At 65.9% G+C, this 17824-nt stretch carries 17 protein-coding genes; 9 read left to right on the top strand and 8 right to left on the bottom strand.

Annotated features, from left to right (window positions below):
* Nucleotides 1-8: 8 nt before the first annotated feature.
* Complete coding sequence (locus tag ASG11_RS05690; RefSeq protein ID WP_055776289.1) at nucleotides 9-1832, bottom strand: DUF885 domain-containing protein; 1824 nt, start codon at nucleotides 1830-1832, stop codon at nucleotides 9-11.
* Nucleotides 1833-1919: 87 nt separating this feature from the next.
* Here ASG11_RS05690 and ASG11_RS05695 point away from each other — a divergent pair, with 87 nt between their 5' ends.
* Nucleotides 1920-2879, top strand: a complete 960-nt coding sequence (locus ASG11_RS05695) for a bile acid:sodium symporter family protein (protein ID WP_055780366.1) — start codon at nucleotides 1920-1922, stop codon at nucleotides 2877-2879.
* Here the strand turns inward: ASG11_RS05695 and ASG11_RS05700 are convergent.
* From ASG11_RS05700 to ASG11_RS05725, 7 genes are all read right to left on the bottom strand, one after another.
* Complete coding sequence (locus tag ASG11_RS05700; RefSeq protein WP_055776292.1) at nucleotides 2876-4171, bottom strand: sugar MFS transporter; 1296 nt, start codon at nucleotides 4169-4171, stop codon at nucleotides 2876-2878. The genes ASG11_RS05695 and ASG11_RS05700 overlap by 4 nt on opposite strands.
* Nucleotides 4172-4229: 58 nt before the next feature.
* On the bottom strand, nucleotides 4230-4706 hold the full coding sequence (locus ASG11_RS05705) for a lasso peptide biosynthesis B2 protein (RefSeq protein WP_055776294.1): 477 nt from the start codon (nucleotides 4704-4706) through the stop codon (nucleotides 4230-4232).
* The gene (locus ASG11_RS05710; protein WP_055776297.1) at nucleotides 4678-4941 is read right to left on the bottom strand and encodes a PqqD family protein; all 264 of its coding nucleotides are present in this window, start codon (nucleotides 4939-4941) and stop codon (nucleotides 4678-4680) included. Before ASG11_RS05710 ends, ASG11_RS05705 begins: the two co-directional genes overlap by 29 nt.
* The gene (locus tag ASG11_RS05715; RefSeq protein ID WP_055776299.1) at nucleotides 4938-5852 is read right to left on the bottom strand and encodes a sulfotransferase domain-containing protein; all 915 of its coding nucleotides are present in this window, start codon (nucleotides 5850-5852) and stop codon (nucleotides 4938-4940) included. Before ASG11_RS05715 ends, ASG11_RS05710 begins: the two co-directional genes overlap by 4 nt.
* Entirely contained in the window at nucleotides 5849-6775 is a 927-nt protein-coding gene (locus tag ASG11_RS05720) for a hypothetical protein (protein WP_055776301.1), read from the bottom strand. The genes ASG11_RS05715 and ASG11_RS05720 overlap by 4 nt, the downstream gene beginning before the upstream one ends.
* Before the next feature lie 286 nt (nucleotides 6776-7061).
* Nucleotides 7062-7238 carry a hypothetical protein gene (locus ASG11_RS18675; protein ID WP_156363674.1) on the bottom strand — a complete coding sequence of 59 codons (177 nt, stop codon included), beginning with the start codon at nucleotides 7236-7238 and terminating at the stop codon, nucleotides 7062-7064.
* 51 nt (nucleotides 7239-7289) lie between these two features.
* Nucleotides 7290-7538 carry a hypothetical protein gene (locus ASG11_RS05725; RefSeq protein WP_055776304.1) on the bottom strand — a complete coding sequence of 83 codons (249 nt, stop codon included), beginning with the start codon at nucleotides 7536-7538 and terminating at the stop codon, nucleotides 7290-7292.
* Between the two features lie 170 nt (nucleotides 7539-7708).
* Here ASG11_RS05725 and ASG11_RS05730 point away from each other — a divergent pair, with 170 nt between their 5' ends.
* The 8 genes from ASG11_RS05730 to ASG11_RS05765 all read left to right on the top strand — a co-directional run bounded on the left by ASG11_RS05730 (nucleotide 7709) and on the right by ASG11_RS05765 (nucleotide 17705).
* Nucleotides 7709-8173: a MarR family transcriptional regulator gene (locus tag ASG11_RS05730; RefSeq protein ID WP_055776307.1), complete on the top strand. Its 465-nt coding sequence runs from the start codon at nucleotides 7709-7711 to the stop codon at nucleotides 8171-8173.
* Nucleotides 8174-8550: 377 nt separating this feature from the next.
* Nucleotides 8551-9480, top strand: a complete 930-nt coding sequence (locus tag ASG11_RS05735; protein ID WP_055776310.1) for a hypothetical protein — start codon at nucleotides 8551-8553, stop codon at nucleotides 9478-9480.
* A gap of 11 nt (nucleotides 9481-9491) precedes the next feature.
* Nucleotides 9492-9983 carry a DUF11 domain-containing protein gene (locus ASG11_RS05740; RefSeq protein WP_055776313.1) on the top strand — a complete coding sequence of 164 codons (492 nt, stop codon included), beginning with the start codon at nucleotides 9492-9494 and terminating at the stop codon, nucleotides 9981-9983.
* 53 nt (nucleotides 9984-10036) lie between these two features.
* Complete coding sequence (locus tag ASG11_RS05745) at nucleotides 10037-11155, top strand: hypothetical protein (protein WP_236697399.1); 1119 nt, start codon at nucleotides 10037-10039, stop codon at nucleotides 11153-11155.
* A 71-nt stretch (nucleotides 11156-11226) separates the two neighbouring features.
* On the top strand, nucleotides 11227-16266 hold the full coding sequence (locus ASG11_RS05750; RefSeq protein ID WP_082472620.1) for a DUF11 domain-containing protein: 5040 nt from the start codon (nucleotides 11227-11229) through the stop codon (nucleotides 16264-16266).
* Nucleotides 16263-16772, top strand: a complete 510-nt coding sequence (locus ASG11_RS05755) for a hypothetical protein (protein ID WP_055776317.1) — start codon at nucleotides 16263-16265, stop codon at nucleotides 16770-16772. Before ASG11_RS05750 ends, ASG11_RS05755 begins: the two co-directional genes overlap by 4 nt.
* Before the next feature lie 10 nt (nucleotides 16773-16782).
* Entirely contained in the window at nucleotides 16783-17073 is a 291-nt protein-coding gene (locus ASG11_RS05760; RefSeq protein WP_055776321.1) for a hypothetical protein, read from the top strand.
* A 2-nt stretch (nucleotides 17074-17075) separates the two neighbouring features.
* Entirely contained in the window at nucleotides 17076-17705 is a 630-nt protein-coding gene (locus ASG11_RS05765; protein WP_168371705.1) for a PilZ domain-containing protein, read from the top strand.
* Nucleotides 17706-17824: the final 119 nt, after the last annotated feature.

The following is a 17824-nucleotide window of genomic DNA, read 5'->3' on the forward strand; positions in this document are numbered from 1 at the left end:
GGTGAGCCTCACTTCGTACGCGCGATCCAGTCGTCGATCTTCTTTTCCAGCACCGGCATCGGCAACGATCCGGTATCGAGCACTTCGGCATGAAACGCGCGCGGATCGAACTTCGCGCCCAGCGCCGCCTTGGCCTTCGCCTTGGTGCGCAGGATCGTCAACTGGCCGATCTTGTAGGCGAGCGCCTGACCGGGAATGGCGATATAGCGTTCGACCTCGGCGGTGGCGTCGGTCCGGGCCATCGGGGAATTGGCCATCATATAAGCGATCGACTGATCGCGGGTCCAACCCTTGGAATGGATGCCGGTATCGACCACGAGGCGCATCGCGCGCAGCATCTCGTCGTTCAGGCCGCCCATGCGCTGATATGGGTCGGTCTCCATGCCGAGGTCCGGCCACAGGCTCTCGGCATAGAGCGCCCAGCCTTCGACATAGGCGGTGTTGCCGCCGAAGCGCATGAAGGCCGGCAGTTTCTCGTTTTCCGCCGCTAGGCTGATCTGGAAGTGATGCCCCGGCACCGCTTCGTGGAGGAACAACGTTTCCATCTCCCACATGTAACGCGATGGCAGATCGTAGGTGTTGTAGAAGAACACGCCGGGCCGCGAGCCGTCCGGCGTGCCCTGCTGGTAGGAGCCGCCGGCATCGGTCTTTTCCTTGTAGGCCGGGACCGGGCGGATCTCGAGTTTCGACTTGGGGATCAGCGAGAATTGCTCGCGCACGCGCGAATCCACGCGCTTTCCGATCGCCTCGTAGCGCAACCGCAGATCGTCGGCCGATTTAGGTACGAACTGCTTGTCGGTGCGCAGGAATTCGAAGAATTGCGGCAGCGTGCCCTTGAAGCCGACCTTCTGCTTCTGGGTCTCCATCTGCTTCAGGATGCGCGCGACTTCGGACAGGCCGAGCTGGTGCACCTCGTCGGCCTTGAGCGGCAGGGTGGTGCTCGATTCGATCAGGTAGTCGTACAGTTTCGCGCCGCCCGGCATCGCCGACAGGCCGACGCTGTCGCGCGCGGCGGCGAGATAGGTGTTGGCCAGGAAATCGCGCATCCGCTGATGCGCGGGGATCAGTACGTCGCGGATCTGCGTGGCGTACGCCGTCTTCAGCCGCGCCTGATCGGAAGCGGAAATGCCTTCGGGAAATTTCTTCACCGGGCCGTAGAAGGTCGATCCTTCGACGCCCTCCTTGATGATATTGTCGAACTGCTCGATCATGTTGCGCACGACGAGCTTGGGCTGGACCACGCCGGATTTCATACCCTCGCGGAAGCGTACGATCGCGAGGTCGAGCTGCGCGGCATATTGCACGTTGCGCTTCAGGTTGTTCTCATAATCGACCAGGGTCTTGAATGGCGCGGCACCCTGCCCCGAGGCGAAATCGGGGTAGAAACCCTGGACGCCGTTGAAATGATCGAGCGGGCGCACGGCAGTGAGCGCGACGATATCTGGCGTCATGCCCTTCAGGCCGATCACCGTGCTGTGGCGGAAGACGTCGTAGGCGATCTGGTCGGTGGGGGTGAGCTTCGTGCGGTCGATGGCGTTCAGGCGGCGCAGATCGTCCTGCCCGGCGGCGCGCTCGGCATCGATCGCCTGATAGGAGAAGAAATCGCCGAGCCGGTCGGCGTAGCGCAGGTCGCCGCGGAAAATCGCGCCGATCGGGTTGCGTTTCAGGCCGGCTTCGTCGCTGTCGTGGAACAGTTGCTTGAGTTTGGCGTCCTCCGGCCCGTCGCCGGGCAGCGCGACGGGCGGCGGGGTCTGGGCCAGCAGCGGAGCGGCGCAGGCGGCGAGGAGGGTTGTGGCGAGCAGGGCGCGGAGGCGCGTCTTTGGCGATGTCATGGCGGCATGGACTATGCGCGTGCGGGGCATCGGGCAAGCGTTGCTTGCGGCTTGACGGCGCCGGCCGGCTCGCGGACATCGGCGGGCATGATGCGTCGTATCCTCTCGATCTTCGAGCCCTTCATCCTGATGCTGCTCGGCACCGTGGTGCTGGCCACATTCCTGCCCGCGCGGGGCGCGTGGACCGAGATGTTCTCGGTCGCCGCCGATGTGGGCATCGTTCTGTTGTTCTTCCTGCACGGGGCGAAGCTGTCGCGCGCGGCGATCTATGACGGCGTGCGGCACTGGCGGCTGCATCTCGCCGTGCTGGGGGTGACGTTCGTGCTGTTCCCGCTGCTCGGGCTGGGGCTCGGCACGCTGCCGTTCCTTAGCGGTCCGGCGGCGGCGGGGATGCTGTTCCTGACGCTGCTGCCCTCGACCGTGCAATCCTCGATCGCCTTCACCGCGATCGCGCGCGGCAATGTGGCGGCGGCGGTGTGCAGCGCGTCCTTCTCCAACCTGCTCGGCATCATCGTGACGCCGGCTCTGGTCGCGTTGCTGATGCAGGGCGACGGCGGCATCTCTCTGGCGTCGATCGAGACGATCGTGCTGCAACTGCTCGTGCCGTTCGTGGCCGGGCATCTGTTGCGGCCGCTGATCGGCGGGTTCGTGGCGCGGCACAAGGCGGTGCTGTCGATCGTCGATCGCGGGTCGATCCTGCTGGTCGTCTACAGCGCGTTCGGCGCGGCGGTGGTCGGCGGGTTGTGGCATCGCCTGTCGCCGACCGATCTGGCGATCATCTTCGGCTTGTGCACCGTGTTGCTGGCGCTGGTGCTGCTGGCGACGTGGGCGCTGGGGCGGCTGATGGGATTGAGGCTGGAAGACGCCATCGTGCTGCAATTCTGCGGATCTAAGAAGAGTCTTGCCTCCGGCGTGCCGATGGCCGGCGTGCTGTTCCCGGCGGCGCAGGTCGGTGTCGTGCTGCTGCCGCTGATGCTGTTCCACCAGATCCAACTGATCGCCTGTGCGGTGATCGCCCGGCATTATGCCGGCCGGGTGGAGACCTAAGCCACAGGCTTTCGCGCGTAGAGGCCGTAGGCCAGGATCACCGCGTAGCAGGCTGCCGGGACGATCAGCGCGAAGGCCAGACTGTGGCTCACGTCGCTGACGTAGCCGGTGAGCGGCGGGATCACCGCACCGCCGACGATGGCCGTGGCGATGACGCCCGACCCTTCGGAGGCGCGCGCGCCGAGGCCTTCGCTGGCCAGCGTGAAGATCGTCGGGAACATGATCGCGTTCATCAGGCCGATCGCCAGCAGCGCCCAACCGGCCACGACGCCATCGGTATTGGCGGAGAGCAGGACCAGAGCGATCGCGCCGGTGGCGACGCCGGCCAGCACCTTGCCCGGTGAGAAAAACTGCAATGCGAGCGCACCGACGAAGCGTCCGATCAGCGCGCCGGCCCAATAGAGCGCGACATAATCGCCTGCCGTCTGGCGATCGACCGCCCAGACGGTCGACTGGCTGAGATAATTGACGATCATCGATCCGATCGCGACCTCGGCCCCGACATAGAGGAAGATGCAGGCCGCACCGGCGGAGAAGCGCGGGCGGCTGAGCAGGGTGAGCGGATGGAACATGCCGACGCCGGCGATCTGCTTTTCCTGCAGCCGGTTGCGCCGCGTCCATACCACGCCGGCGATGATCAGCAACGCGACCGCGAGGCCGAGATAGGTGTGGACGATGACGCGCGAGGCGGCCACGCGGTAATCGTCGAGCGCCGCGCCCGACAGCGACGCCGCGCTGACCCCGGCGAGACCACCGAGGATCAGGGTGGAGCCGACGCGGGGGAAGATCGTCGTGCCGAGCGAGTTGAAGGCCTGCGCGAACGTCAGGCGGCTGGATGCCGTCTTCGGCTTGCCGAGCAGCGAGATCAGCGGGTTGGCGACGACCTGCACGATCGTGATTCCCGCGCCGAGCACGAACAAGGCCAGCAGGAACATGCCGAACATCGCCGAGGACGAGGCCGGGATGAACAACAGGCAGCCGACCGTCATCACAAGCAGCCCGACCGAGGCGGTGCGCATATAGCCCAGCCGGCGCACGATCGCTGCGGCGGGCAGCGAGAACAGTGCGTAGGCGAGGAAGAAGGCCGATTGCACGAGCATCGCCGTCGCATGGTTGAGCGTGAACAGCTCCTGCAGCTTCGGGATGATGATGTCGTTCAGGCTGGTGATGCCGCCGAAGGTGAAGAAGAGGGCGAAGACGAAGATGCGCAGATCGGGCGCATCGACATGCTCGTCATGTCCCCGCTCCGCCGCGTCGGCGCTGGTCGTGTCGTGTGCCGGCGCGAGGGCCATATGCCTGTCTCCTGAAGATCCGCGCCGTTCTATCGCCGGGATGGGCCGCGTCCAGCCCTCAGACGAAGCAGCCCAGTTCGGGCATGTTCTTTGCCACCGGATAGCCGACGACCTCGACCCCCGCTGCATCGAGCCAGGCATGCGCGTCGATCGGTTTCTGCTCGCCGCGGCTGGCGCCGAAATGCATTACGCTGGCGATCCCGCGCCGACGGAGCATGGCGTGCGCGGCCATCGCCTGTTGCAGGCAGACGGAACGGAACGGCATGAACGGCGCGGCGGCGGCGACGGCCCAGCCGATGTCCTTCGCGATACGCGCCTGTTCGGGTGTCGCGCCTACACCGTGCGCGGTGACGCGCGGGTCGCTCGGTGGCACGAAGGTGCCGAATTTCGCCGACACTTTCGGAAACGGGCGCAGCAGCACGATCACGCGTGCGCTGAGCATGCTCGCCGCGGCTTCCGTGACGAGCCATTGCCGCCTCGCCCCGACGCCCGCGAGGGTGCGCAGCTTACGCAGGATCGACGGCGATCGCGCCATGCTTCTCCATCTCGCTGACGAACTGGGTCACTTCGGCGCGGCAGGTGTCGAGGTCGATCGCGAATTCCTGCACCAAGGTAGTGCAGATCGTGTCGATGTCGCTGGGCGTTTCGATCAATTCCCAGATCCGCGCGCCGACCTCGTTGACGCCGAGATAATTGCCGCGCGCCGCGCTCATCATCATGATCTCGTCGCCGACCCGCGCGCTGAGCCAGTCTCCCGAACGCCTGATCACGCCTTCATCCTTTCGTCATCGCGCACTAGTCCATAGCCGAGACGCGCCATCATCACAGCCTGATCCGTCTCGATCCGCGCGACCTGCTCGGCAGTGAGTTCGTCGCGCCATCCCCCGGCGATGCCGCGGCGGAAGAACTTGCCCGCCGGGTTGGCGCGGGGTGCCTCGCGAAAGCCGCGCTCGCTCTCCTGCTGCTTCAGGGCGTCGAAATTGGCGAAGCGCGCGGCCTGCTCGCAATCGGCCCGGGACACCGCGATCCCGGCAAACGCCAGCGCCTCGCGCAGCACGCCGGCGGTATCGGCGCGCAGATCCTCGTAGCGGAGGAGGTGGAGGGGGATGTCGCCCTGGTTGATCCAGCTGACATTATAGCCGGCCCAGGTCGGCAATTGCTGGCGCAGCTGGCTGACCTGTCGATCGGAGCGCCCGGACAGGCTGGAGGTCGCCGATCCCATGAAGGCGATCGCCTCGTCCACGGACTGGTTGTTGTGATTGGCGAGCGAGGGCGCGACGTCGCGCGGATCGCGCACGATCAGGATCGCGCCCGCCGCCGCCGAAGGCCCGCCGAGCAAGGGCTCGCCGCCCGTCGTATAGGTATAGGCGTCGTGCGATTTGACGAAGCGCACGCCGCCGAACCGCGTTTCGGCGGCCTCCTCCTCCGGCTCCTGCGACTCCTGGTCGGCCGCGATCGCCTGATAGACGCGCGGCCGCAGCGCATCGCATTCCTCGTGCGTCAGCAGCCCGGCCGGGAACATCATGACATTGTCGAACCAGTGGCGCGCGCTGGCGATGCCGCCGCGTTCGGGCACGTCGTTGATATCGACCGGCACGTCGCGCTGCAGATTGGCCACCAGCAGGCGGAACCAGGTGTTGCCCGATTTGGGGTAGGAGGCGAGCCAGACGATCCGGTTCAAGCCGCCCGCTCCAGCAACCCGAGGTCGCGCCAGTGCGTCTCCAGCCATCCGATCACCGTCGGGAAGAGCTTGAAGTCGAGCGGACGGGTGAGCGTGAAGACGCCGGAGCGCTGCCCGATCGTCGCCGCCGCCTGGAAATAGAGCTCCTGTTGCCCCATCCGGTTCACCAGCTGCGGCCGATACGCATTGGTCCTGACCAACACCGCGCCATCGACGATGTTGGGCCGCTCGATTCCCGGCGGCGCATTGGGCGGCCGGGCTTCGCGCAGCACATAGACGGCGGCCAGCGGCAAGGGTGCCGCGATCGCGGCGCGCGGTTCGACGTAGAATTTCTCGAGCCGCGTGCGGACCGGTGCCGTCTTGCGATCGGCGAGCGACAGGCGGTCGATCGAATTCTGCCAGAGTTTCAGCTGCCGCCCGTCGGGCTGCACCCACGGCAGGCCGTCCTCGATCGAAATGCCGCAGAAATCGTCGGTGACGAGATCATAGCCGGCATCTCCCAGCGCGGCGGCCAGAGTCGATTTGCCGGCGCCCGAGGGGCCGCAGAACAATACCGCCTGGTCGCGCACCCGCACCGCGCTGGCATGCAGCACGATCCGTTTGCGCTGTTGCAGCAGGATGCCGAAGCCGGTGCCGCTGAGGAAGATCGCGGCGTCGGCCGGGCTGGTGTCGCGCTCGAGCTGATAGGTGATGCGGTTGCCGGTGGCCATCAGCATGCGGATGATGCCGGGCACCGCGATCAGAAACCGATCGGCCGCGATCCACCAGTTCGGGCCGCCGCCGGATGCGTCGGACAGCGCCTCCGGCACCTGGCCCGAGCGGATGCTGACGTCGGGCTCGGCCGGCAGGTCGGGAAGGGCGATCAGGCCCGGCAATGCCAGGTCGCAGGCCACCGATAGTCCCGAGATGATGTAAGAAAACATTCCGACTCCTGGCTCGCACCGACATGCAATCGGATGCGCGACTTCGCCAACGCACGGCCATTAACCGATATTGAGCGCGTCGCCCACCCTCGCGATGGTCGCGACGGCGTTTTGCGTGAGCGGTATGGCCCGAACGCGATATTGCAACGTCGTCGAGCCCGGCGCACGATCGTGTTGTAAGACTTGCACAATTTCGTATCGGCTGAACACCGTGGCCCGGAGGCGGGATTTGATGCTGTAAGAGAGATCGTGGTTTGCGCTCGGGAGCGCGCAACTACGGTAACGGTCAGGCGTGCGGCCGAGAGTCCGGGCCGGATATGTCGAGATGGTCCTGCCCTACGCCGTATTTTTCCTGGACCAGTGCCATGCTGTGGCCGACATGCGCGGCGATCCCGTGATCGCCAGCAGCTTCGAGCGCGCGGCAAGCCTCCTGCAAAAGCGAATAAATTCGCAGGGCGTCCATTTCGATCTCCACTCGGGTTGGTCGGGGCGAGGTCGCCCGGTGCCGTTTCGTCTACACGCGCACCCATCGCACCGAAACAGGCAATACATGCGAGGTCCCAACGCCGATCGCGGATTTTCTTTCCGGAAAATCTTGCAGGTGCGAATAGACGCAAATCGGGGCTTTCGGTCGCGTGATCGACCGGAACATCGGCGATCTTCCCGGATGGAACGGGTCGTCGACCGTATTCGGAATCTTGACGTCATTTTCACGGGAGCCGAGCCGGCAACCGAACGTGTCGCGGGCACGCAGTCGGCTCATGCTCGGCGATATCGTAATAGTAAGAAAATCGAACCATTGTAGAAAGCAAGTTGGAATAGACTGACAAATGTCTTTAAGTGTCGGTCGTTGGCTGGCAAGCTGGAGTGATCGAAGGGACGAATGGCCGGGGGCGGTCTGTGTTGTTTTGATACGGATGGAGCTGAAAAGGGATGGAAACGGTCGAAGACCTGATCAGGGACTTCAGCGCGAAGCTGGGCAGCATCGCCGGCGAGTTCGGTGCGCGCGCCGATCAGATCATTTCGTCCGGGCGCATCCTGCCCGATAATGTTGCCGATGGCCCGGTCGATCTCGTCGCGCGGGCGCGCAACATCATGGCGTCGCGCAAGGCACGGCGGAAATTCTTCCCGGCGGACCTGTTCCACGAGCCGGCGTGGGAGATGCTGATGGCCTTGTTCATCATCTACGAGGGCGAGCATACGATGAACGTCAAGGCGCTGGTGTCGTGCAGCGACGCGCCGGCGACGACGTCGCAGCGCTGGATCGATCATCTCCACAAATCCGGGCTGATCGATCGCGTGACCGATACGATCGACCGCCGCCGGATCGACATCTCGCTCAGCGAGCGCGGGCACGACGCCATGACCCGGTATCTGAAAGACGTCGTCGTCGGGTGATTCGCCCGGGCTCGGCGATCGGCCCGACCTAGCGCGGTCTTGCGGACCGCGAACCGTCCTTACGCCTGACCCGGCGCTGAACCATCATGGTAAACGGCTGTAAATGCGTCGTTTCGACGGCTTTTTGCCGCAGACGGTTCGACCGGCAAAGTCGAACCATTTCGACTTGCATACGATATTTCACGGAGACAAGGCCGACGCCCATTGCGGGGCGAAATCAAACCAAAACAGTATCGATCCCGCTTTGGTTGCAAGTAAATCCAAAGTGAAGTCGTAGCTTTTCATTAAGCCATATCGCCGAAAATTCCCCTGATTTGAATATCGGGGCAATAATGCGTTCAGGCGTACATCAGGTGGGACAAGGGACCAGGAAAGGCATGCCGATCGGCAAGTCATGCCTGGCGTCCGCGCTGATTTTGACTGCCGGTGCATTTCCCCAATACGCCGCCGCGCAAACAGTCGCCGGAACGAGCATCGTCAATACTGCCACGATGCACTACGATGTCGGCGGCGAGAGCAATGTCGTCCAGTCCAACCAGGCGACGATCCTGGTGGCGGAACGGCTCGACGTCGCCCTGGCGCGTCGCGGCAGCGGGCCGATCACACGCACCACGACCGCCATTCCGCTGCTGCTGACCAATCGTGGCAACGGGCAGGAGGCGTTCACGCTCTCCACGGTCGACGGCACGGCCACCCCGCCGACCCAGTTCGCGATCGATGTGGATGGCGACGGCCTGTACGACCCGGCGCGCGACCAGCTGCTGCCAGGGGCCACCACCCCCGTACTGGCCCCCGGCGCGACGGTGCAATTGCTGCTGCTTGGCGACGTGGCCGGGCAGTTCGACGGCGTCCAGAACACCATCACCGCGCGTGCGGTGACCGGCTATGGCGCGCCGGGCACCGTCTTCGCGGGCAAGGGCGACAACACTAGCGATGCGGTAGTCGGGCCGACGGGCGCGCAGGCGCAGATCGTCGTGCCGACGATCGTGCAGAGCGCGCAGGGCGCGCTGGTCAAGACGCAGTCGGTGCTGGCGCCGGACGGGTCGGCGCGCGCGATTCGCGGCGCGATCATCACCTATACGCTGACGGCAAGCGTGCCGGCACCGTCCAGCGGCGTGCGGATCGACGATCCGATCCCGGCCGGCACCAGCTACGTGCCCGGCAGCCTGATGCTCGACGCCGCGTCGCTGACCGACGCGGGCGACGGCGATGCGGGCGTCGCCACCGCCACCGGCATCTCGATCGCGCTCGGCGCGCTGACCGATCCCGCCGTCCACACCGTCCAGTTCAAAGTCGTGATCCAATGAGGAGAGTGAAGATGTGTTCGCGTACAATCATCGTTCCGGTCGCTGCCGCGTTGGCGATGACCGCGGCCCTGGCCGCCGCCACGCCGGCGATCGCCGGGCCGTTGTCGCTGGTCAGCGAGGTGCGCGTCGAAAAGCGCGTCGCCGCCGCCGACGGCACGACCCGGACGGTGCTGGTCAAGGCCGACAAGGTCGTGCCGGGCGACCGCGTCGTCTTCGTGCTGACCTATCGCAACACCGGCACCCAGCCGATCGCGAACCTCGTGCTGGCCAATCCGGTGCCGCGCAACATCGCCTACCGCGCCGGCAATCCCGGCTCCGCCACGCCCGAGGTCTCGGTCGACGGCAAGACTTTCGGACCGCTGTCCGGCCTGCGCGTGGCGACCGCCACCGGGGCGCTGCGCGCGGCTGGTCCCGACGATGTCACCACCGTCCGGTGGCGCCTTGCGAGCCCAGTCGCGGCCGGCGCGCAAGGCCAACTCGCCTTTCAGGCCGTGCTGAAATGACCCCCCAATCACCCCCCCAAGAGCCAGAAACTTTGTATCGAGGAGTATCTTCAATGACTGCAACAGGGATGCGGCGTATCCTGCTGTCGGGCACGGCAGCGATCGCCTTTTTCGGCGCGGGAGGCACGGCGTACGCGTCGGGCACCAACGCCGGCACGATCATCAGCAACCAGGCGAACGCCAGCTATACCGTCAACGGCACGCCCGCGACGGTACAGTCGAACACGGCGACCTTCGTCGTCGATCGCAAGGTGAACCTTACGGTCGTCGCGGATCCGAACGTCAACACGATCGTCAACCTCGGCCAGACCAATGCCGTGATGACCTTCCGCGTGACCAACAACACCAACGGGACGCAGGATTTCCTGCTCAACGCGAACCAGAACCTGGGCGCAGGCGGCACTGGGACGGACAATTTCGATGTGACCAACGTCCGGGTGTTCGTCGATTCCAACAATAACGGCGTGTACGACGCCGGGGTCGACACCGCGACGTTCATCGACGAATTGCTGCCGGACGCATCCGCGGTCGTGTTCATCGTATCCGATGTGCCGACGATCAACGGCGCCAATTACGCCACCGTATCGCTCAATGCGACCGTCGCGGCGGGCGGCGCGCAGGGGACGCAGGGCGCGGCGCTGATCCCGACCGACCTGAACCTCATCAACCAGAACGCCGATCTCGACATCGTGTTCGCGGACAACGATTCGGACGGGCTGCTCGGCGCGGATATCGCGCGCAACGGGCAGGGCCGGGCCTATCTCGAATATGAGGTCGGCGCGCGCGCGGTGAATCTCAGCATCGTCAAGACCTCGACCGTGCTGACCGACGGTGTCAGCACGCTCAATCCCAAGGCGATCCCCGGAGCAACGGTGCAATATTGCCTGACGGTGCAGAACAGCACGTTGCTGGTGCCGGCGAGCAATATCAGCCTGACCGACGTCATCCCGGCAAACACCACGTACGTACCGGGATCGATCAAGGTCGGCGGGCTCGGAACCGGCGGGGTGTGCCTGCTCAACGGCTTCTCGGTCAACGACGACGGATCCCCGGTGCCGCTCAGTCCCTATTCGGGATCGTTCAACGCGACGACCAAGACGGTGACGGCCGGCATTCCGACGTTGCTCGGCGGCACATCGCTCGCGGTGAGTTTCCAGGTCCTGATCAACTAACTCCGACCCCCAAGACAGGAGCCTTGCCCTCCGGCGCGCGGAAAACCCCGCGCGCCGGACAGCGACCCCTTATGTCCAGACTTCATGCCCTTGCGCGCTTCGGCGCCGTCGCCCTCGGCCTGTGCAGCAGCGTATCCGCGCTCCAGGCCCAGACGACGCGCGTCTCGAACACCGCCTCCCTGACCTATCAGGTGGAAGGCGGCAGCCGCACGGTGCCATCCAACACGGTTTCCCTCGACGTCAGCGTATTGAAACGGCCGACGAAACTCAGTTTCCACCTTGTTCCGCCCGGATACGCGCTGACCGGTATGAAATGCCAGACGTCGCCCGTTCCCCTGTTCACGCCCGCGCCGATCGACGAGGCGACCTTTGCCGAATCGCCCGTCGTGGAGGCGATCGACATCTATACCGACATGATCCTGGCGCTCGACAACCAGGGCGGCAACCGCGATCCGCTGGTGCGCGAGACATCGGTGATCAACGCGACGGTCGGATCGGTGCGCACCACGCTGACGCTGGTCGAGACCGGGCCGAACACCGGCATCTTCGCCGGCGGCATACCGGCGACCGCGACCGGCAAATATCCCGAGCTGCGGCCGTGCGATCCGCGCGGCAAGCGTGGCGACCGCATCACGCTGAGTTTCGCGGAGGACGGCTTCAGCCTGGGTTCGACGGCATCCCTGCTGATCGATCCGGCCGGCTTCACGTTCGATTCCCGCACCGGCGCACTGGTCGACGGCACGCGAGTCACCCTGGTCGACGCATCGGGGCGGCCGGCGACGGTCTATGGCGACGATGGTGTCAGCCTGTATCCCTCCAGCGTGGTTAGCGGCGCGACGGTGAGCGATGGCAGCGGGCGGGTCTATCCCGGCCAGACCGGTCGCTTCCGCTTTCCGCTGGCCGCGCCCGGCACCTATTCGCTGCGGATCGAGCCGCCGGGCGACTATACCGCGCCCTCGACGCAGGATCGGGCGACGCTGGCCAAGTTGAAGGCACCAGATGGGTTCGCCTATATCATCAATGACACCAGTTTCGGCGGCGCGCTGACGCTGGTCACGCCCGAACCCTTCTATAGCGACATTCCGCTCGACCGGGCCGCCAATGCCTCGTTGCTGCTGACCAAGACCGCGTCGGTGCGCGACGCGTCGCCCGGCGATTTCATCCAATATCGCCTGCAGATAACCAATCGGGATAACGTCGCCGCGACGAACCTGCACGTTTCGGACGTCTTGCCCACCGGTCTGCGCTACGAGCGCGGCTCGACGCGTGGTGGCGCGGAGCCGGTGGCGGCGACCGACGGGCGCACGCTGGACTTCACCATTCCGAGCATCCCCGGCAGCGGCACGGCGGAGGTACGCTACGTCGTCACCGTCGCACCCGGCGCGCCGATCGGCGAAGCGCTCAACCGCGCGCAGGTCCGCGGGCCGGGCGTGCAGAGCAACGAGGCGATGGCCTCGGTACGGCTGCGCGCCTTGCTGTTCACCGACGCGATGACGATCATCGGCCGCGTCAGCGAAGGCAATTGCGGCGATCCCGCGAGCCATCGCAAGGGCATCGCCGGAATCCGCCTGCTGATGGAGGACGGCACCTTCGTCGTCACCGATCGCGACGGATTGTACCATATCGAGGGCGTCAGGCCCGGCCGCCACGTCGTGCAGATCGACACCGCGAGCATCCCCGCCTCCTACGAGGCGGTGGCATGCGACGTCGACACGCGACAGGCCGGAAGCGCGATTTCGCGCTTCGTCGAAGGAGATGGTGGACTGTTGAAGCGCGTGGACTTCCAGCTCCGCCCGACCGGCAAGGCTGCTGCACCCCTGGCAGCCTTGCCGGTTACCCCCGTGGACGACGCCACGGCCGCGGGCAACCGCGACTGGCTGACCGGCCAGACCGCCGGCATCGCGATGCTGTTCCCGACCGAGACCTACAACCCGCGCGCGCCCGTCACCCGCGTCGTCGTGAAGCACGCGCCCGGCCAGAACGTCGCGCTGACGATCAACGGCGTGCGCAGCGAGACTCTGGCGTTCGACGGCACCGACGTGGACGATAAGAGCGGGGTCGCGGTGACGCGCTGGTCCGGCATTCCGCTGCAGCCCGGGGAGAACCGGCTGGTGGCGCGCGTGCTGGCTGCCGATGGCCGCGAGGTGCAGACGATCACGCGGACCGTCACCGTCTCGGGCAATGCCACGCTCGCCGTGTACGACGCCACGCACAGCCGCCTGATCGCCGACGGCCTGACCCGTCCGCTGATCGCGGTGCGCGTGACCGACAAGGATGGACGTCCGGTGCATGACGGCAGCCTGGTGCCGTTCACCGTCGACCAGCCCTATACCGCCGCGGTCGAAGCCGAACTCGAACAGGGCCGCCAGCTCGCCGGGCGGGATCGCGCCGCCAACACCGTGCGGGTCGTCGGCGACGACGGCCTGGCGTTCATCGCGCTGCAACCGACCACGCAGGCGGGTGCGGTGAACCTGAAAGTCAATCTGAACGACGACAAGATCACGCGCACCAGCGAGATCCGCGCCTGGCTGGCCGGTTCGGCCAAGGACTGGATGGTCGTCGGCTTCGGTTCGGGCACGCTCGGCTACGACACGCTGCGCAAGCATGCCAGCGGCCTGCCGGTCGACGAGCGCAACAAGGTCGTGACCGACGGCCAACTGAGCTTCTATGCCAAGGGCCGCGTCAAGGGTTCGTGGCTGCTGACCATCGCCTATGACAGCGACCGGAAATACGATCCCGATCGCGGCCTGCTCGGCGTGATCGACCCGAACCGCTATTACACCGTCTATGGCGACGGATCGCAGCAGGGCTACGACGCGCCGACGCGCCGCAAGCTGTACCTGCGCCTGGAACGCCGCGAATTCTATGCCTTGTTCGGCGATTTCGAGACCGGCTTCACCGATACGCAACTGACCCGCTACAGCCGCACGTTGAACGGCGTGAAGGCGGCGTACGAGGGCAACCGCCTGCGCGCCACCGGCTTCGCCGCCAGCACCGACACGCTGTATTCGCGCGACGAGATCCAGGGCAACGGCCTGTCCGGCCCGTATCGCCTGTCCGGTCGCAACATCGTGCCGAACAGCGACAAGTTGCAGATCGAGGTGCGCGATCGCTTCCGCTCCGAACTGATCGTGTCGAGCCGCGCGCTGACCCGCCACATCGATTACGACATCGACACGCTGGCCGGCACGATCCGCTTCCGCGAACCCGTGCTGAGCCGCGACCTGAACCTGAATCCGATCTTCATCGTCGCCGATTACGAGGTCGAGGGCGGGCGCAGCAACAAGCTGGTCGCCGCCGCGCGGGTCGCCGCCAAGCTGGCCAAGGGCCGGGTCGAAGTGGGCATCAGCGGCATTCGCGACGATACGATCGGCCGCGCGACCGTGGCCGGCGTGGACCTGAAGGCGAACGTCACCGCGAACACGATCGTCCGCGCCGAGGCCGCGACCGGCGGGCGTGGCGGCATCCGCGAGGGCCAGGCGTTCCTGGCCGAGGTCGAGCATCACGGCCCGACGATCGACGTGCTGGCCTATGCGCGGCAGCAGGATGCGACCTTCGGCGTCGGGCAGCAGAATTTCGTCGAGGCCGGTACGCGCAAGTTCGGTTTCGACGGCAAGGTGCATCTCGACAGCCGCTGGAGCGTGACCGGCACGGCCTGGCATCAGCAGCAGCTGGACGGCGCGGGCACGCGCACCGCCGGTGACGTGCGGTTGGAATATCGCCGCGACACCGGCACGATCTTCGTCGGCGCGCAGGTGGCGATGGATCGCGGCAGCGACGGCCGGGATCGCGACTCCCGCCTGCTCACCCTGGGCGGCAGCCAGATCCTGTTCGGCGGCAAGCTGACGCTGGCCGGGCAGACGCAATTCGCGCCGGGCGGCGACAAGGACAGCGTCGATTTCCCCATCCGCCACCAATTGACCGCCGCCTATCGCATCACCCCCGGCATCCGGCTGATCGGCGGGTATGAGATCGCCGACGGCAAGGATTTCGTCGTCCACACCAAGCAGGTCGGTTTCGACGTCGCGCCGTGGACCGGGGCCAAGCTGATGAGCACGCTCAACCAGCAGGCGGTGGGCGAGAATGGCGGGCGCACCTTCGCGCAGTACGGCATGAGCCAGTCGCTGCCGATCGGGAAGCGCTGGACCGTGGATGCGACGCTGGACGCGGCCTCGACGATCAGCGGGCGGATCCCGAGCGGCGCGGTGATCAACGCGTTCCAGCCGGTCGCATCCGGAGGTTCCTTTGGGGGCGGATCGTTCACCGGCGGGTCGTTCGGCGGCACGAGCGGCAGCGGGACGAACGCCACCAATGGCAACTTCACCGCCGCCACCCTGGGTGCGGCGTACCGTGCGGCGCGCTGGTCGTGGAACGGGCGGATCGAATACCGCGACTCGACGGAGGACGACCGGCTCGGCCTGACCTCGAACTTCCTGCGCTCGCTGGGCGAGGGGCAGACGCTGGCCTCCTCGATCCGCGCGTACAAGTCGACCGACAAGAGCGGCGCGGTCGCATCCTATGTCTCGGCCGATCTGGCGCTGGCACTGCGCCCATTCGACAGCCGCTGGTCGATCCTCGAACGGCTCGAACTGCGCCACGAAAGCGCCGATGCCGGGTTCACCGACAGCAATGTGCTGGGCGTGCCGGCCTATGGCGCGGGCGATCAGGTCACCAGCCGGGTGATCAACAATCTCGCGATCAACTATCGTTCCGGGCCGGAAGGCAACGGGCACGGGTTCGAGGCGACGGTGTATTACGGGTCCAAATATGTCCGTGGGCGGTTCCAGGACGATGTCTATACCGGCTATATCGACGTGACGGGGTTCGAATTGCGCAAGGATATCGGCACGCGCTTCGACATCGGGATGCAGGGCTCGGTGCAGCATGCGTGGGATCGCGGGGCCGTCTCGTTCAGCGGCGGACCGTCGGTCGGCGTGTCGCCGGCCAAGAACGTGTGGATCACCGGCTGCTACAACATCTCCGGTTATCGCGACCGCGATTTCGAGGATGATCGCTACACCCGCCGGGGACCCTATGTGACGATGCGCTTGAAGTTCGACCAGCGGACGCTGGGCAACGCCACCCGCGCGATCTTCGGAGGACGCAAATGATCGCACGCCACGTCTTCAGGCTGATCGTCGCGCTGATGCTGGCATGTGTCGCGCTTCCGGCGCAGGCCGCGGACCTGACGGTCGACAAATCGAGCACGCCGGTCGCCGACCAGGTCAACACGCTCACCCCGGCGCGCAACCTGCCCGGCGCGACGATCGATTATTCGCTCAACGTTACCAATCCGGCGCTCAATCTGGTGGTGATCAGACGGGTGGTGATCGTCGATGTCATTCCTGCCTCGGTCAAGTTCCGTGTGCTGCCCTATGGCAGCGGATCGGGTCCGGTGGAATTCACCAACGGCAACCTGCTGACCATCCCGCTTGGTTCGAGCGGCCTGACCTATGCCGGCGTCGAATATTATGACGGCGTATCCTGGAACTACGTGCCGCAGGACGATGGCACCGGTTACGACGGCAATGTCCGAAGCATTCGCGTGACGATGAGCACGGGCGCGATGACGGCCGGCGGATCGTTCCGTCTGCGCTATCGCGTGATGTTGAAATAGGCGCGGCACGATGACCTTATATCCCATCGGGCTGCACGCGATGCGGACGCCGGCGCTTCACGAACAGGCGGCGGCGCTGGATCAATTCGCCGCGAGCTTCGCGCTGAACGATCAGGTCGAAAGCGAGCTCCTGATCACGGCCTTCTGCACCGAGGCGATCCGGCAATGGCGGCTGAACGACGCAACGTTCTGGCAACGCGTGAAATTTCGCGCCCGCTTGCTCCGCGCGATCACGCCGGACTCCGGCAGCGAGGACTTCGACGATCGCCGAACTTATCGATCCAGTGAACGGAGCGTATGACGATGTTCCACCAGCCTTTCCCTTCACCCCGATCCAGCGCTGCCGTCGATCCCGGCGGTCGCGCGGCGGAGCCTGCAGACCGGCGCGCGACGGCGCGCCCGTCGACCGTGTTGCTGATCGGCAAGGTCAGCGACGGCGCGAGCGATAGTGCGTGCCTGGTGCTGAACCTGTCCGAACATGGCCTGATGGCGCGGTTGAGCTTCACGCCGGCGGTGGGCGATGTGGTGGAGATCGAATTGCGCGGTCTGCCGCGGTGCGTGGCGCACGTCCGCTGGATCAACGGGATGAAGGCCGGCCTGCAATTCGCGCAGCGGCAGAATATCGATCCTGTGTTCAGCCTGATGAGCGAAGACGGGCTGGTCGCCCGCGCACCGCGCTTCGCCGTCGATATGGACGCGGTCGTCCGCCTGGGCGGGCGGCAGTTCCCGGCGCGGATCGTCAACCTTTCGCCCGGTGGCGTGCGGCTCGAAGCCGATGTGCCGGTCGAGCCGGGCCAGACCGGTCAGATCATGCTGTCCGCGCAGCACATCTGCCTGTTCGGCACGGTGCGCTGGGCGGAGGGCAATGCCTTCGGCATGCATTTTTCGACCCCGCTGCCGCTGGGCAATCTTCGGGATTGTCTGGAGGGCTGAGGCCAATCGACATCCGCTGGTCTCCGCGCACGCGGGGGGCCGGGGCCACGGGCATCGCTTACAATTCCGGGTCCCGCTTTCGCGGGAGAATATGTTCGCATCGAGCCGTTCAAAAACTG

Origin of the sequence: Sphingomonas sp. Leaf357, assembly GCF_001423845.1 — a bacterium.
Lineage (GTDB): Bacteria > Pseudomonadota > Alphaproteobacteria > Sphingomonadales > Sphingomonadaceae > Sphingomonas.

Excerpts from the sequence above, each read along its gene's own strand:
- ASG11_RS05690 (WP_055776289.1), bottom strand. The coding sequence starts at position 1,832 with ATGACATCGCCAAAGACGCGCCTCCGCGCCCTGCTCGCCACAACCCTC.
- ASG11_RS05695 (WP_055780366.1), top strand. The coding sequence starts at position 1,920 with ATGATGCGTCGTATCCTCTCGATCTTCGAGCCCTTCATCCTGATGCTG.
- ASG11_RS05700 (WP_055776292.1), bottom strand. The coding sequence starts at position 4,171 with ATGGCCCTCGCGCCGGCACACGACACGACCAGCGCCGACGCGGCGGAG.
- ASG11_RS05705 (WP_055776294.1), bottom strand. The coding sequence starts at position 4,706 with ATGGCGCGATCGCCGTCGATCCTGCGTAAGCTGCGCACCCTCGCGGGC.
- ASG11_RS05720 (WP_055776301.1), bottom strand. The coding sequence starts at position 6,775 with ATGTTTTCTTACATCATCTCGGGACTATCGGTGGCCTGCGACCTGGCA.
- ASG11_RS18675 (WP_156363674.1), bottom strand. The coding sequence starts at position 7,238 with ATGGACGCCCTGCGAATTTATTCGCTTTTGCAGGAGGCTTGCCGCGCG.
- ASG11_RS05725 (WP_055776304.1), bottom strand. The coding sequence starts at position 7,538 with ATGAGCCGACTGCGTGCCCGCGACACGTTCGGTTGCCGGCTCGGCTCC.
- ASG11_RS05730 (WP_055776307.1), top strand. The coding sequence starts at position 7,709 with ATGGAAACGGTCGAAGACCTGATCAGGGACTTCAGCGCGAAGCTGGGC.
- ASG11_RS05735 (WP_055776310.1), top strand. The coding sequence starts at position 8,551 with ATGCCGATCGGCAAGTCATGCCTGGCGTCCGCGCTGATTTTGACTGCC.
- ASG11_RS05740 (WP_055776313.1), top strand. The coding sequence starts at position 9,492 with ATGTGTTCGCGTACAATCATCGTTCCGGTCGCTGCCGCGTTGGCGATG.
- ASG11_RS05745 (WP_236697399.1), top strand. The coding sequence starts at position 10,037 with ATGACTGCAACAGGGATGCGGCGTATCCTGCTGTCGGGCACGGCAGCG.
- ASG11_RS05750 (WP_082472620.1), top strand. The coding sequence starts at position 11,227 with ATGTCCAGACTTCATGCCCTTGCGCGCTTCGGCGCCGTCGCCCTCGGC.
- ASG11_RS05755 (WP_055776317.1), top strand. The coding sequence starts at position 16,263 with ATGATCGCACGCCACGTCTTCAGGCTGATCGTCGCGCTGATGCTGGCA.
- ASG11_RS05760 (WP_055776321.1), top strand. The coding sequence starts at position 16,783 with ATGACCTTATATCCCATCGGGCTGCACGCGATGCGGACGCCGGCGCTT.
- ASG11_RS05765 (WP_168371705.1), top strand. The coding sequence starts at position 17,076 with ATGTTCCACCAGCCTTTCCCTTCACCCCGATCCAGCGCTGCCGTCGAT.